This is a genomic window from Streptomyces sp. AN091965 (genome assembly GCF_022698285.1).
In the GTDB taxonomy this organism is placed as follows: domain Bacteria; phylum Actinomycetota; class Actinomycetes; order Streptomycetales; family Streptomycetaceae; genus Streptomyces.
Genome location: NZ_JALDMY010000001.1, coordinates 6,048,320 through 6,061,841, shown reverse-complemented (window position 1 = coordinate 6,061,841; position 13,522 = coordinate 6,048,320). Strand labels below are relative to the sequence as shown.

The 13,522-nt window shown below is 68.6% G+C and carries 14 protein-coding genes; 8 read left to right on the top strand and 6 right to left on the bottom strand.

Annotation, left to right across the window (positions count from 1 at the left end):
* Positions 1 to 3 precede the first annotated feature (3 nt).
* Together MQV74_RS25900 and MQV74_RS25895 are read left to right on the top strand one after the other, a co-directional pair.
* The gene (locus tag MQV74_RS25900; RefSeq protein ID WP_242721797.1) at positions 4 to 1,440 is read left to right on the top strand and encodes an aldehyde dehydrogenase family protein; all 1,437 of its coding nucleotides are present in this window, start codon (positions 4 to 6) and stop codon (positions 1,438 to 1,440) included.
* Positions 1,433 to 2,323 (top strand): aldehyde dehydrogenase family protein, encoded by an 891-nt coding sequence (locus MQV74_RS25895; RefSeq protein WP_242721794.1) that lies wholly within the window; start codon positions 1,433 to 1,435, stop codon positions 2,321 to 2,323. Before MQV74_RS25900 ends, MQV74_RS25895 begins: the two co-directional genes overlap by 8 nt.
* A gap of 73 nt (positions 2,324 to 2,396) precedes the next feature.
* On the opposite strand, the gene MQV74_RS25890 is transcribed toward MQV74_RS25895, so the two are convergent.
* On the bottom strand, positions 2,397 to 2,825 hold the full coding sequence (locus MQV74_RS25890) for a hypothetical protein (protein WP_242721791.1): 429 nt from the start codon (positions 2,823 to 2,825) through the stop codon (positions 2,397 to 2,399).
* Between the two features lie 223 nt (positions 2,826 to 3,048).
* On the opposite strand from MQV74_RS25890, the gene MQV74_RS25885 reads away from it, so the two are divergent.
* The 5 genes from MQV74_RS25885 to MQV74_RS25865 all read left to right on the top strand — a co-directional run bounded on the left by MQV74_RS25885 (position 3,049) and on the right by MQV74_RS25865 (position 8,630).
* On the top strand, positions 3,049 to 3,246 hold the full coding sequence (locus tag MQV74_RS25885; protein WP_242721759.1) for a hypothetical protein: 198 nt from the start codon (positions 3,049 to 3,051) through the stop codon (positions 3,244 to 3,246).
* 217 nt (positions 3,247 to 3,463) lie between these two features.
* Entirely contained in the window at positions 3,464 to 4,831 is a 1,368-nt protein-coding gene (locus tag MQV74_RS25880) for an LPXTG cell wall anchor domain-containing protein (protein WP_242721754.1), read from the top strand.
* A gap of 301 nt (positions 4,832 to 5,132) precedes the next feature.
* Positions 5,133 to 5,792 carry a hypothetical protein gene (locus tag MQV74_RS25875; protein ID WP_242721751.1) on the top strand — a complete coding sequence of 220 codons (660 nt, stop codon included), beginning with the start codon at positions 5,133 to 5,135 and terminating at the stop codon, positions 5,790 to 5,792.
* A 289-nt stretch (positions 5,793 to 6,081) separates the two neighbouring features.
* Positions 6,082 to 7,686, top strand: a complete 1,605-nt coding sequence (serA, locus tag MQV74_RS25870) for a phosphoglycerate dehydrogenase (RefSeq protein WP_242721748.1) — start codon at positions 6,082 to 6,084, stop codon at positions 7,684 to 7,686.
* Positions 7,687 to 7,964: 278 nt separating this feature from the next.
* Positions 7,965 to 8,630 (top strand): response regulator, encoded by a 666-nt coding sequence (locus MQV74_RS25865; protein ID WP_242721745.1) that lies wholly within the window; start codon positions 7,965 to 7,967, stop codon positions 8,628 to 8,630.
* A gap of 73 nt (positions 8,631 to 8,703) precedes the next feature.
* Here the strand turns inward: MQV74_RS25865 and MQV74_RS25860 are convergent, their stop codons facing one another.
* From MQV74_RS25860 to MQV74_RS25840, 5 genes are all read right to left on the bottom strand, one after another.
* Entirely contained in the window at positions 8,704 to 9,219 is a 516-nt protein-coding gene (locus MQV74_RS25860) for a hypothetical protein (RefSeq protein ID WP_242721742.1), read from the bottom strand.
* Entirely contained in the window at positions 9,188 to 9,424 is a 237-nt protein-coding gene (locus tag MQV74_RS25855; protein ID WP_242721740.1) for a hypothetical protein, read from the bottom strand. Before MQV74_RS25855 ends, MQV74_RS25860 begins: the two co-directional genes overlap by 32 nt.
* A complete protein-coding gene (locus tag MQV74_RS25850) occupies positions 9,402 to 10,937 on the bottom strand; it encodes a hypothetical protein (RefSeq protein ID WP_242721737.1) in 1,536 nt (511 codons plus the stop codon). Before MQV74_RS25850 ends, MQV74_RS25855 begins: the two co-directional genes overlap by 23 nt.
* Complete coding sequence (locus MQV74_RS25845; protein WP_242721734.1) at positions 10,934 to 11,650, bottom strand: ABC transporter ATP-binding protein; 717 nt, start codon at positions 11,648 to 11,650, stop codon at positions 10,934 to 10,936. The genes MQV74_RS25850 and MQV74_RS25845 overlap by 4 nt, the downstream gene beginning before the upstream one ends.
* Before the next feature lie 101 nt (positions 11,651 to 11,751).
* A complete protein-coding gene (locus tag MQV74_RS25840) occupies positions 11,752 to 12,084 on the bottom strand; it encodes a hypothetical protein (protein ID WP_242721731.1) in 333 nt (110 codons plus the stop codon).
* Between the two features lie 735 nt (positions 12,085 to 12,819).
* Between MQV74_RS25840 and MQV74_RS25835 the strand changes: the two genes are divergently transcribed.
* Positions 12,820 to 13,503, top strand: coding sequence for a uridine kinase family protein (locus MQV74_RS25835; protein WP_374120687.1), 684 nt, complete (start codon positions 12,820 to 12,822; stop codon positions 13,501 to 13,503).
* Positions 13,504 to 13,522 lie beyond the last annotated feature (19 nt).

Sequence of the window (13,522 nt, the reverse complement as noted above, 5' to 3'; positions counted from 1 at the left end):
GCCATGGCATCGATTTTCGAGTACGCACCGGCTCCCGAGTCCCGCTCGGTCGTCGACATCGCCCCCTCCTACGGCCTGTTCATCGACGGCGAGTTCACCGAGGCGGCCGACGGCAAGGTCTTCAAGACGCTCTCGCCGTCCTCCGAAGAGGTCCTGTCCGAGGTCGCGCGGGCGAGCACGGAGGACGTCGACCGCGCGGTCAGGGCCGCCCGCAAGGCCTTCGAGAAGTGGTCCGCGCTGCCCGGCGCCGAGCGCGCGAAGTACCTCTTCCGCATCGCCCGCATCATCCAGGAGCGCAGCCGCGAGCTCGCCGTCCTGGAGACCCTCGACAACGGCAAGCCGATCAAGGAGACCCGCGACGCGGACCTCCCGCTGGTCGCCGCGCACTTCTTCTACTACGCGGGCTGGGCCGACAAGCTCGACCACGCGGGCTACGGCGCGAACCCCCGGCCGCTCGGCGTCGCGGGCCAGGTCATCCCCTGGAACTTCCCGCTCCTGATGCTGGCCTGGAAGATCGCCCCGGCGCTCGCGGCCGGCAACACGGTCGTCCTGAAGCCCGCCGAGACGACCCCCCTGTCCGCCCTGTTCTTCGCGGACATCTGCCGCCAGGCGGGCCTGCCCAAGGGCGTCGTCAACATCCTTCCCGGGTACGGCGACGCGGGCGCGGCCCTCGTCGCGCACCCCGACGTGAACAAGGTCGCCTTCACCGGCTCCACGGCCGTCGGCAAGGAGATCGCCCGCACGGTCGCGGGCACGGACAAGAAGCTCACCCTGGAACTGGGCGGCAAGGGCGCGAACATCGTCTTCGACGACGCGCCCCTCGACCAGGCCGTCGAGGGCATCGTCACGGGCATCTTCTTCAACCAGGGCCAGGTCTGCTGCGCGGGCTCGCGCCTCCTGGTCCAGGAGTCGGTCCAGGAGGAGCTCCTGGACTCCCTCAAGCGCAGGCTCTCGACGCTGCGCCTGGGCGACCCGCTCGACAAGAACACCGACATCGGCGCGATCAACTCCGCCGAGCAGCTGGCCCGCATCAGCGCGCTCGCCGACCAGGGCGAGGCGGAGGGCGCCGAGCGCTGGTCCCCGGCCTGCGAACTCCCCTCCTCGGGCTACTGGTTCGCCCCGACGCTGTTCACCGGCGTCACCCAGGCGCACACCATCGCCCGCGACGAGATCTTCGGCCCGGTCCTCTCGGTCCTGACCTTCCGCACGCCGGACGAGGCCGTCGCCAAGGCGAACAACACGCAGTACGGCCTGTCCGCGGGCATCTGGACGGAGAAGGGCTCGCGCATCCTCGCGGTCGCGAACAAGCTCCGCGCCGGGGTCGTCTGGGCCAACACGTTCAACAAGTTCGACCCGACCTCGCCCTTCGGCGGCTACAAGGAGTCGGGCTTCGGCCGCGAGGGCGGCCGCCACGGCCTGGAGGCATACCTCGATGTCTGAGCGACTTTCGGTGTTCAAGACCTACAAGCTGTACGTGGGCGGCAAGTTCCCGCGTTCCGAGAGCGGCCGGGTGTACGAGGTGACCGACGCAAAGGGCAAGTGGCTGGCCAACGCCCCGCAGTCGTCCCGCAAGGACGCGCGGGACGCCGTCGTGGCGGCCCGCAAGGCGTTCGGCGGCTGGTCGAACGCGACGGCGTATCTGCGCGGCCAGATCCTCTACCGCGTGGCCGAGATGCTGGAGGGCCGCCGCGAGCAGTTCGTGCGCGAGGTCGCCGACGCCGAGGGCCTGTCGAAGTCCAAGGCCGCCGCGGTGGTCGACGCGGCGATCGACCGCTGGGTCTGGTACGCGGGCTGGACCGACAAGATCGCCCAGATCGCGGGCGGGGCAAACCCGGTCGCGGGCCCGTTCTTCAACCTCTCGACGCCCGAGCCGACGGGTGTCGTCGCGGTGGTCGCGCCCCAGGAGTCGTCCTTCCTGGGCCTGGTGTCCGTGCTCGCCCCGGTGATCGCCACGGGCAACACGGCGGTCGTCATCGCCTCCGAGAAGGCCCCGCTGCCCGCCCTGTCCCTGGGTGAGGTGCTCGCCACGTCCGACGTCCCCGGCGGTGTGGTCAACATCCTCTCCGGCCGGACGGCGGAGCTCGCGGCCCCGCTGGCCGCCCACCAGGACGTGAACGCCATCGACCTGACGGGCACCGCCGCGGACCTCGCGAAGGACCTGGAGATCGCGGCGGCGGACAATCTGAAGCGCGTGCTGCGTCCACAGGCTGTGGACACGGACTTCACCGCGTCCCCGGGCACGGAGCGCCTCACCGCGTTCCTGGAGACGAAGACGGTCTGGCACCCCACGGGCTCGCTGGGCGCGTCGGGCTCCTCGTACTGACGACCCCGCGGCCCGCAAGCGCCGGACGGCCTGTCTCCAGGCCGTCCGGCGCTTTCCGTTGGGCGGACGGGCCTCACCCGGGCAGCAGCCCCGCCACCGTCCCCGTCACGGGCAGGTCGCCGAGCGCCCCGCCCTGCGTCAGCGGCCCCGTCGCCATGCCCGTGCTCACCGGCTGGAAGTCGGCGACCTGCGTGCCCACCGCGTTGTCCAGCGGATCCACGCCCGTCCCGGCCAGCGGGTCGAGCTTCAGCCGCTTCGCAGGCCCGAGCGCGGGCCCCAGGGCCGCGGTGGCCGCCTGCACGTCCAGGTTCCCCAGGCCACCGGCCTGCGAGGCGACGGGCGGCGGCGCGTGCTCCGCGGCGCTCGCACCGGCCGCGCCGACACCGAGGGCGGCCCCCGCCGCGGACACCGTGAGGCCCGCCCGCAGCAGCGCCCGCGCGGGAGCGGAGGACGACCTCGACGCGGTGCTCCGCACCGCGGACCGAGCTGGGTTTCGCGCCATCTGGACCATGTGGACCACCTAACGAACTCTCCATGCGTAACCGTGCACGCACACAGAGTAGTCACCCAAACACATTCCCACCAAAACCCGCCCCGCCGGGACGCCACCCGGACGGAATGCCGCACACTGTTCTCTCGTGAGTTCCCATGTTCCGGAACTCACCCTGAGAGCAACTCCTGAGCTGCGGAAATGCGCTTGAGACCTGCCAATCCGGTGCACACGCGTGCGGATACCGGGGAACCTCGACCCCGCAGAAGACAGCAAGGCCCTGGTTCCGGGCGGCGGCATACGCCTGCCGAACCACGAGTCACGTGACGGCACCCGGCTGCGAGCCGTGACCTTCGAGGGCGCCGTCCTCGCACGGCGCCCACCGCGCCGCGACTCCACGCCTGCGCCGCTGTCGCTGATCGTTTCCGACTGAGGTCCAGGGGTGGCTCCAGCGCACGCTCCCCGCCCTGCCTTGCCGACGCCGGAACCGCCTGGGCGCTGCCCCGACGGGCAGCTTTGGCGATAGCCCATAAGCACGGGTTATGAGCTCATAAATCGGACTCCTCTACTGCTGTGTAGAAGGTCGCGGTGATGCTGAACTCAGCCCCGCATCAGCACCAGGTAGGACGAAAAACATGAGATTGAAGCGCATGGCCGTGGCCGCCACTGCCGCTGTGATGGCTCCGGCGATCTTCGGTGTCGCACCGGTGATGGCGAGCGAGGGTCCCACCGCGCGTACGGCGGTGCCGGACCAGGATCCGGTGGAAGAGGACGAGCCCTCGGCTGCCGAGACCGAGACCGGCAAGGAGACGGAGAGGGAGAGGGAGACGAAGGCCCCTGCTGAGCAGGAGCCTGGGGCCGGGGCCCCGACCTCCGTCCCGTCGCCGTCCGCCTCTGTCTCGTCTCCCGCTCAGCGGGAAGCGGATCCGGTTACCAAGGTTCCTGTCCTGGGCTTGGAGGACGTGCCGGATTCGTTCGAGGCGGGCGGTGGGTGGGGAGAGTTCTCCGCGACCGTGGACCATTCGCGGGGAGGGGAGGAAGAGAATTACGCCCTTATTCTCGTGGTCCACGCCGAGGTGGACCGCCAGGACATCCAGCTTCAGGCCTTCCTCGAAGGCGCGTGGCACGACATGCCATTCCTTCCGGCCGGCGACGCGACCGCGTGCCTCTCGCCATATCTGAAGATCCCGATGGGCAAGCTCACCATCCCGGTCCGTGCGAAGTTCAGCGCGCAGGCCGCGCTCACACGTTTCTTCTTCACCGTGGCCGGCTCCAGCACGGTGAACGAAGACGTGAAGTCCGAGAGCTTCTCAGCCGAGTCAGAGATCGTCGCTCCACACCAAGGCGGTGAAGACCCCGGAAACGGCGAAGACCCGGGGAACGGCGAGGACCCCGGAAACGGTGAAGACCCCGGAAACGGCGAGGACCCGGGGAACGGCGAGGACCCGGGGAACGGTGAAGACCCGGGGAACGGCGAGGACCCGGGGAACGGTGAAGACCCGGGGAACGGCGAAGACCCCGGAAACGGCGAAGACCCCGGAAACGGTGAAGACCCGGGGAACGGTGAAGACCCCGGGAACGGCGAGGACCCGGGGAACGGCGAGGACCCGGGGAACGGCGAAGACCCCGGAAACGGCGAAGACCCCGGGAACGGCGAGGACCCGGGGAACGGCGAAGACCCCGGAAACGGCGAAGACCCCGGAAACGGCGAAGACCCCGGAAACGGCGAAGACCCCGGAAACGGTGACGGCGGTGACACCCCCGCTGATGACGTGGACACCGACCACGGGAGCGACGGCACCTCCAAGGCCCCCGGGGCCAACAACGACGGCGCCCTGGAAGTCAGTGACCCACACACCACGGTTCCGGGCAACGCCGCTGACACGGAAGGCAGCTTGGCCCACACCGGCGCGGGCGCCAGCAACTGGGTGCTCAGCATCGGCGGCCTGGCTGTCCTGGCGGGGACAGGTCTGATCGTCGGCACCGGCAAGCGCCGCCGCGCCAACCGTTCCTCCTGACTGATCGCTGCACCATTCCATGCCGGTCCGGTGGACGGGAGCTGGGGCGGTCGCCAGGCAGACTCCGCTGACGGCTGACGGTCTCGTGCCGGATGCCCTGAGGGCGGTACGTGCCCTCTTGCTCTCTGCCCGGCCGCCGCACCGGCACCGCTTCCCCGCCGGAAGCCGACGAATGCCCGGGGTGCCTTGGCCCGACGGCCTCCGCGCACAGAGGCCCCACAACTGAGGCTCCGGCCCCGGCGGCACACGGCTTGCCGCCGAACGTTCCGTATTCCTGAAAGGCCCCGCAAGGATGAATGAAGTGAAACACCCCGTGCTGCTGGAATGGGCTGACTGGATGCGGGAAATGGGCCAGAGTTCGGCCGCCATCGCCATGCGGGTTTCCCGGGCCCACGCGGTCATCAGTCACGCCGAGGTCTCCCCGCACGAGCTGACCAACGCGCATCTGGCGTCCTACTTCGCCAGCCGCCACGCCCCCCTCAATGCCCACACCGAGCACCGCACGCTCGAAGCGCTACGGCTGCTGGCCGCGTTCCTGGCCATCGGTGATCCCACCGCCGGGGCCGGACGTCGCGACTCTTCGGAGGGCTGCCCGCAACCGACGTGGGAGCGCCTGGACACGCGCCGCCCCAGCACCGAGGGGCCTCCGCTGCGGCTACAGGGGCGGCCGCGCATGAGCGGCGACACGACCCCGAGCTGCTGCTGCGAACCGGCATCCATCGGCACCTGTCCAGTCTGCCTGAGCGCGCGGGCGCGTGAACTGTCCCGCGTGATCGGAGCATTGATGGCCAAGGCCGAGGACATCGTCACCCAGGGGCACCCGCGCACCGGAGCCCAGCTCGCCCTGGCACTCGGAGACCTGGCGCACATCGCCGACCGCGCCAGCGTGATGCTCGCCCATGCCGCCTCGACCACCCGCATGCACAACCCTGGCGAACCGCAGGAGCTGCGATCGGCTTAGCCACGGACGACGCCTCCCTCCGCGGGGCCCCGGCTTCGAGATCGAGAACGCAGCGCTCCGACCTGATGCCTGAGGCCTCCTGAAACCGCCGACGGGGCGCGCGAAATGCCGCCTCGCTAGCGGTGATCGGTATCGGCCGCCCCAGGCGCCGCGCGGGACACTCCCCCGCGCGCTGGACCCGCCACAGCCCCCGCGGCCCCCCGCGGAGGCAGTCACCCCACCGACCGGCGTCGCGCCCGTACGCACCCGCGCCGACCAACTGCTCACCCCCACACCCGCAAGGACCCACGTGAATACCGCTCCCGCCCGCAAGCCCGTCGTGCTCATCGCGGAAGAGCTGTCGCCCGCCACCGTCGAAGCCCTCGGTCCGGACTTCGAGATCCGGTACTGCAATGGCGCGGACCGCACCGAACTGCTGCCCGCCATCGCCGACGTCGAAGCGATCCTGATCCGCTCCGCGACCAAGGTGGACGCCGAGGCCATCGGCGCGGCCCGTCGGCTGAAGGTCGTCGCCCGCGCCGGTGTCGGCCTCGACAACGTCGACGTCCCCGCCGCCACCAAGGCGGGCGTCATGGTCGTCAATGCTCCGACGTCCAACATCATCACTGCCGCCGAACTGACCTGTGGCCTGCTCATCGCCACCGCCCGTAACATCCCGCAGGCCAACACGGCGCTGAAGAACGGCGAGTGGAAGCGGAGCAAGTACACGGGCGTCGAGCTGAGCGAGAAGATCCTCGGCGTCGTCGGCCTCGGCCGGATCGGCACACTCGTCGCCCAACGCATGTCGGCCTTCGGCATGAAGGTCGTCGCCTACGACCCCTACGTGCAGCCCGCACGCGCCACGCGGATGGGGGTGAGGCTGCTGACCCTGGATGAGCTGTTCGAGGTCGCCGACTTCATCACCGTGCACCTCCCCAAGACCTCGGAGACGCTCGGCCTGATCGGCGACGAGGCACTGCACAAGGTGCAGCCGCACGTGCGCATCGTGAACGCGTCGCGCGGCGGGGTCCTGGACGAGGCGGCGCTGTACTCAGCCCTCAAGGAGGGCCGCGTCGCCGGAGCCGGTCTGGACGTGTACGCGAAGGAACCCTGCACGCACTCCCCGCTGTTCGAACTCGACCAAGTCGTCTGTCTCCCGCACCTGGGCGCCGCCACCGGCGAGGCTCAGGAGAAGGCGGGTGTCTCGGTCGCCCTCTCCGTCCGCCGCGCTCTGGCCGGTGAGTTGGTGTCCGACGCGGTCAACGTCCAAGGCGGCGTGATCTCCGAGAACGTGCGCCCCGCCCTGCCGCTCGCCGAGCGTCTCGGCCGGATGTTCACCGCGCTGGCGGGCGAGGTCGCCGTCCAGCTCGACGTCGAGGTGTACGGCGAGATCACCCGGCACGACGTCAACGTGCTCAAGCTCTGCGCGCTCAAGGGCGTGTTCGAGGAAGTCGTCGACGAGAGCGTGTCGTACGTCAACGCTCCGCTCTTCGCGCGGGAGCGCGGTGTCGGGGTCCGGCTGATGACGTCGAGCGAGTCGCCGGACCACCGCGACGTGGTGACCGTGCGCGGCACCCTTTCGAGCGGCGAGGGAATCTCGGTCGCCGGCACCCTGGCCGGCCCGAACAACGTGCAGAAGATCGTCTCGATCGGCGAGTTCGGCATGGACCTGATGGTCACCGACCACATGATCGTGCTCCGGTACGAGGACCGTCCGGGCATCGTCGGCTCGGTCGGCCGGATACTCGGCAGAGCCGGGCTCAACATCGCCGGCATGCAGGTGGCGCGCGCGGAGGAGGGCAGCGAGGCACTGGCCGTCCTGACCGTCGACGGCGCCGTCCCGCAGTCGGTACTCAGCGAAGTGGCCGCGGAGACCGAAGCGACCTTGGCGCGCTCGGTGAACCTCGCCAGCTGAGCGGCGGCGGGGGCCGCACGGTGGTGGTGACTGCCGCCACTGTCCAGTCCCCACTGCTTCCCACCGCCTTCAGCGTGAGGGACGGGGCTGTCCATGCCGTGGCGCTCCTTCCGGGAGTTCACACCCAGAAGGAGCGCCACGGCATGCGCAAGCAGGACAAGGGCCCTCTGGTGGAACACCCCGAGGGCCCTTTGGCGCGTTCCACCTGTGCGTGGCCCGTGACCAGAGGGGCTTGGAGCAGCCGACCACCACATGAACACCACAGAGGAGGGGGCCAGTTGCTCAGCGTCGCGCTGGTGGACGACGAGGAGATCGTGCGGGTCGGCATGCGCCGCATTCTCGACAGCGACCCCGTCATCCAAGTCGTCGCCGAGGCCGACAGCGGCCAGGGGGCACTCGATCTTGTGCGTCGGCATCGCCTCGACGTATTGGCCGCCAACTTCGACATGCCCGGCATGACCGGCCTCCACATGCTCAGCGGCCTGCGGGGTATGCCCGATGCGCCGCCCGTGCTGCTCCTGACCTCGTTCGCAACCCGCGAGGTCGCCTACGCGGCCCTTCGCGCCGGGGCCGGGGGCCTGGCACTCAAGCGGGATGCCCCGAGCGAACTCATCCGGCACGTCCATACGGTCGCCCAGGGGCACATGGCCGTCTCCTCCTCCATCCTCCAGCACTTCGTACGAGGCGCGCTCGCGTGCCGCGACGACGTCATCGGAGCCGACGAGCGTCGCCTCATCAGCACGCTCTCGGCACGCGAGCACGAGATCTTCCTACTGCTCGGGGAGGGGCTCACCAACGCCGACATGGCGAACCGGCTGCACACGAGCGAGGGCACCATGAAGTCCTACGTCTCCCGGGTGCTGGCCAAGGTCGAGGTGCCCAACCGCACGCGGGCGGCTCTGCTGGCAGCCCGGTTCACCCGCTGGCGCAGAGACCAGTGGTGAGTGTGTGACCCGAGCTTCGGGATCGAAATCTCCAGCGCTGCTCGACGGCTCCGCGGGCACACGCCCCGCTTCCTCAACGTGGCAGCATCTCGCGGCAGCTGCGCCAGAGAACCTTGCCGTCGCCGAAGACCGGCAGGAGGAAAGCGATGTGCGCGAGGTACCACCAGGACAAGGACCCGTCGAGCCGGGACAAGCAGAGCACGGCGGCCATCGCGACGCAGGCGGAAGGCCCTGCCAGGGCCACCACAGCCATCTGCCGGGTGGTCATGGTTCCTTGTGGGATCACCGACGTACGGCATGCGGTCCGCTCGATCGTGATGTGGGTGACCGTGGAGATCCGCTTGAGGACGAGGACATGTGCCACCTCGTGCAGGGCGAAGGAGCCCACCAGGCCCAGGGCGGCCGGTTTGGCCAGCAGCACCCAGGCCATGCGGGCCGGTACCGGGTCTCCGGAGCGTGCCGTCCAGGCCAACGCCGTGGCCTGCAGGAGGCCGCTCAGCACCAGCAGTGGCCAGACCTGGGCGGCCACCGCCCAAGCGACAGCGGTGATCTTGAGGTCAGCTGTCGGATGCTTCGAGGAGCTGCTCACGGCGCTGCTTCAACCCCCGGTAGATGGCCTGGATCATCGTGAGGACGGCGGTGAGCACGAGAAACAGGATGACGAGCGGGACCGGGTTCTCCACGCCTGTCGTGATGCCCAGGGCTCCGTCGTCCTGCTTCACCGTCTCGAAGATCATCGACCCGAAGAACGCCTTGCGTTCAACGGTGCCGTCAACGCTGCCGGTGGTGAACATGAGGGTCAGCAAGCACGCCGCTGCGGCAACCGCCGTCAGCAGTGCGGCCCCTATGGCGGACGTCACTACCCACCGTGCCTTGAACATTTCTTCTCCTCGATTCATCTGTGCGGATTCCTTGCATCGCGTACCAAACGAACGCGACGACCGCCCCGACCAGGCAGGCCACCACTGCCCAGAGCGGAAGGCTGAGCAGGCCAAGACCGATCACTGACACGCCCGCGACGCTGACGACCACGGCAAGACCCAGGAACACGGCGAACGGGTTGTCCTTCTCCGCCGGGAACACGATGCTGACGCACGTGGTCATGACCGCTCCCAGCGCGCAGGAGGCCAGCGCCGCCGGGCTGGAGGCAAACCGGCCCGGGTCGATGGCGACCGTGACCACGAGGGCGGGCACGGCGAACACACCGAGCAGGACCAGCTGCGCCTTGATGAGGCGCGTGTAGACGCGCCAGGCCGGCTCCCGCGTGCCAGGCAGCACCCGCAGGCGCTGCGTGGCAGTGAACTGGTACAGGCCGCCGAAGGACAGAGCGGCCAGGCCCCATAGGGGGTTCACTGTGGGTTTGGCCAGCAGCAGGTAGGTGAACAGGGCCAGTGCCAGCGCGGCGGCGGCCACGGTCTGCGCGCTGCGCAGCAGGCACCAGTCATAGGGCCCAAGGGCACTCCACGGTCGCATGCTTCCGGGCAGCTTCAGATAGCGGGACTGGCGTACGTGCTGGTTGGGGGCGAGTACGAACGTCAAGGCCACGAGCACAGCCGACAAGGCCGTCGTGGCGGCCAGAGCCGTCCAGGGCCCGTGTTCCCGCCAGGCCCAGGACATCGTGGTGACCCAGGTGTACTCGGGTCGCCTGGCCAGGTACGCGCTGGAGAAACTCTGGATCATCGGTGTCATCTGCACCGTGTAGAAAGCCAACAACACGAACAGGGCCAGCACGTTCAGGATGCCTGCCATCCGGCTGAGTCCCATCAGCAGCCACAGCCGCGTCAGCAGCTGGTACAGGACGGACAGCGCCAGATGGGTCAGTGCCGTGGGCAGGATCAGCGAGGCGGCGATGTAGCCGAGAGCGGACGGACCAAGGAGGACCAGCGCGCTCACGGCCAGGGAGACGAGGCCGACGGCGGCCACCGCGGCGGTCATCACGGCTTCGTACAGGAGAAAGGCCGTCGCACGTTCCCGGTTGGTGACGGGTAGCTGGTAGCTGATCTTGAGCATCCCTTCGGCGTTGACGAACAACACCTTCACCAGCAGGAACGCGATCTGCACCCACAGCAGGAGAGACACCGTCGAGGTGTCGAACAGCAGCCGCCAGACACCCGCTTCGTCGGCCAGGGGACGCAGGAAGAAGTACGCGGCGGTGCACATGGCGCCCACGAGCAGCGCGGCCACCGCGGTGACGAACACTCTGACCGGGGTGGACTTCAGTGCACCTGCCCGCAGGACCCGGCGGCGGAAGAAGACGAGAAGCATCCGGGCCAGCGCCGCGGACTGGCCCAGCCGCACCGCCGTCATCGCTCGGACGTTTCGAGGTAGTCGAACACCATGGTGGCCAGTGAGCCGTATTCGTCGACCAGATCCCTCGTCGGCTCGTCGTACACCACGTGCCCGCCGTCGAGGAAGAGGATCCTGTCGGCCAAGCGCTCCAGCACGGCGAAGTCGTGCGAGCACAGCAGGACCGAACGGCTCTCTTCGCGGAGCTTCTTGAGTTCCTTCTCGGTGAATTGCAGTGCTTCGAGATCGATGCCGTTGAGAGTCTCGTCGATGACGGTCAGCCGCGGACGGATCACAAGGGCGGACACCAGCTGGGTCTTCTTCCGCATGCCGTGCGAGAAGTCCTCGATGAGGTCGTCGTAACGGCCACCCATGGAGAACTTGCGGAACAGCTCGACGGCTTCGTCATGGTCGGCATCGAGGTCGAACAGCCTCCCCAACATGGTGATGTACTCGCGGGCGGTGAGGAACTCTGGAATGTAGTCGTTACTGGACAAGTACATGGCCAGACCCTTCGCCCTGGGCCGGGCGTGCTCATGACCGCCGATCCGGATGGACCCTGACTGAAGGCGTACGAGATCGAAGACGTTCTTGATCAGCGTCGACTTACCGGAGCCGTTGGGCCCCACGAGACCGACGATCACTCCCTCCCCGACCGTGAAGGAGACGTCCGACAGGGCATTGACGATTCCGTCATAGGAGTAGCTGACGCTTTTGACATGGAGAAGAGGCACTGGGGTGTTAGTCCTTCATCGGATCCATCGATTCAGGGCGGCGCCCGGGAACCCGGACGGGGCCAGGCTCCCGGGGCCCTGCGTAAGCAGCCGTCAGACGATCACCTGCATTCGGCGCTCACCTTCAGACCCCAGTTCCTGAAGGACCACGAACCCGTGAACTTCTTATGCTGCTTCACCACACACCAGACGACCAGTCCGGCATAGATGGTGGCCCCCAGGGCGAGGATGACCGCGGCGAATATCAGGAACCATGCGTCATAGCGAACCAGTCCCTTGTCCACCTTCGCCTTGATCGACGCGATAGCACGCTCAGGCGCCTCGGCCGCGGCCACGTACGCGCCGATCGACGCGGCCGTGAAAGTACTGACGGCCTTTACGCCCACCGCCTTTGCGCCAATCATCGGCTGTCTTGCAAGATTTGATGCGGACATAGTCGTACTCCTCTGCGAGTAATTCAAGAGCGTCAATGCGTTGACGGTGACCCATAGGGTCTCCCCATTACGCGAGTTGGGGGATCTTCGGCGCACGCAAGGCTGGGCCGCTTCTTCACCAAAGAACCTCTCGGCGGACTTTGGCACACCCTTCAGGCCGAACGGAAATGGATCCGACGAATTCCTGAGAAGACAGGACCAAGGTCCCGAAGGGTCATCAACTTTCGCTTACAACACAGCGCTGTACGCCGGATTGGCGCACGCCACGCCCAGGATTCCGACGCGCTCAGGTGATGCACCAGCGAATCCGTCACGCACACAGGGGCCGACGCGGGACGCGAACCCTCAGCGACATCCGCAGCGCAGAGCGACATTGCCAGAATTCGAACATGTGCTCCAAGCTTCTGTGCGGGCGCCAGCACTCATGCCCCGCTGACCGCCTGGTCGTACGGACCGCCAGCACGCGCCCCCGGTCGCACCAGCCGGCGAGGCCACGAGAGCGCGGCGGCGCCTCAGCGCCCCTGGCAGGCAGAGCCGATTCATGCCACCGTCACCCAAGTGGGGATAATGCCTCGCGGACGCGCCAGAGGCGGCGCCATCAGGACTCGGGGGAGGCAGTGACCCGAGACCACTGACGGCTGCTCCTGGTCGTTTCGTGGGGCGTGCGCACGTGTGCGCACGCCCCACGAAACGACCAGGACCGAGCGGCATCCAGCAGGGTCAAGTACGACGCAAATGTCCGACTGGTCGGCAAAACCGCAGGTGAGAAGGTTCATAGAATTGGGTTCCCATCCTCCGATACCCACGCGCGTCGTCCTGCTCACCGGGCCTTCAGGTTCCGGCAAGTCGTCGTTCGCCACCCGCAGCGGGCTGCCCGTGCTCTGCCTCGACGACTTCTACAAGGAAGGCACCGACCCTTCGCTGCCGCTGGTCGAGGGCAGCTCGGACATCGACTGGGACTCGCCCCGGTCCTGGGACGCGGACGTCGCGGTCGCCGCGATCGAGGAGCTGTGCCGCACGGGCCGCACCCGCGTACCGGTGTACGACATCGCGACGAGCGCGCGCGTCGGCGAGGAGGCGCTCGACATCGAGCGCACGCCGCTGTTCATCGCCGAGGGCATCTTCGCCGCCGACATCGTGGACCGCTGCCGGGAGCTCGGCGTCCTCGCGGACGCGATCTGTCTGCGCGGGCGGCCCTCGACGACGTTCCGGCGCCGGCTCCTCCGCGATCTGCGCGAGGGCCGCAAGTCCGTGCCGTTCCTGCTGCGCCGCGGCTGGCGCCTGATGCGCGCCGAACGCGCCATCGTGGCCCGCCAGACCGCCCTCGGCGCGCACGCGTGCGGCAAGGAGGAGGCCCTGGGCCGCGTCGCCGCCGCCGCGGCGGGGCGCTGCGTGAAGGCCCGCGCGGGCGCGGCGTAACCCCGCCCACCGGCACAAA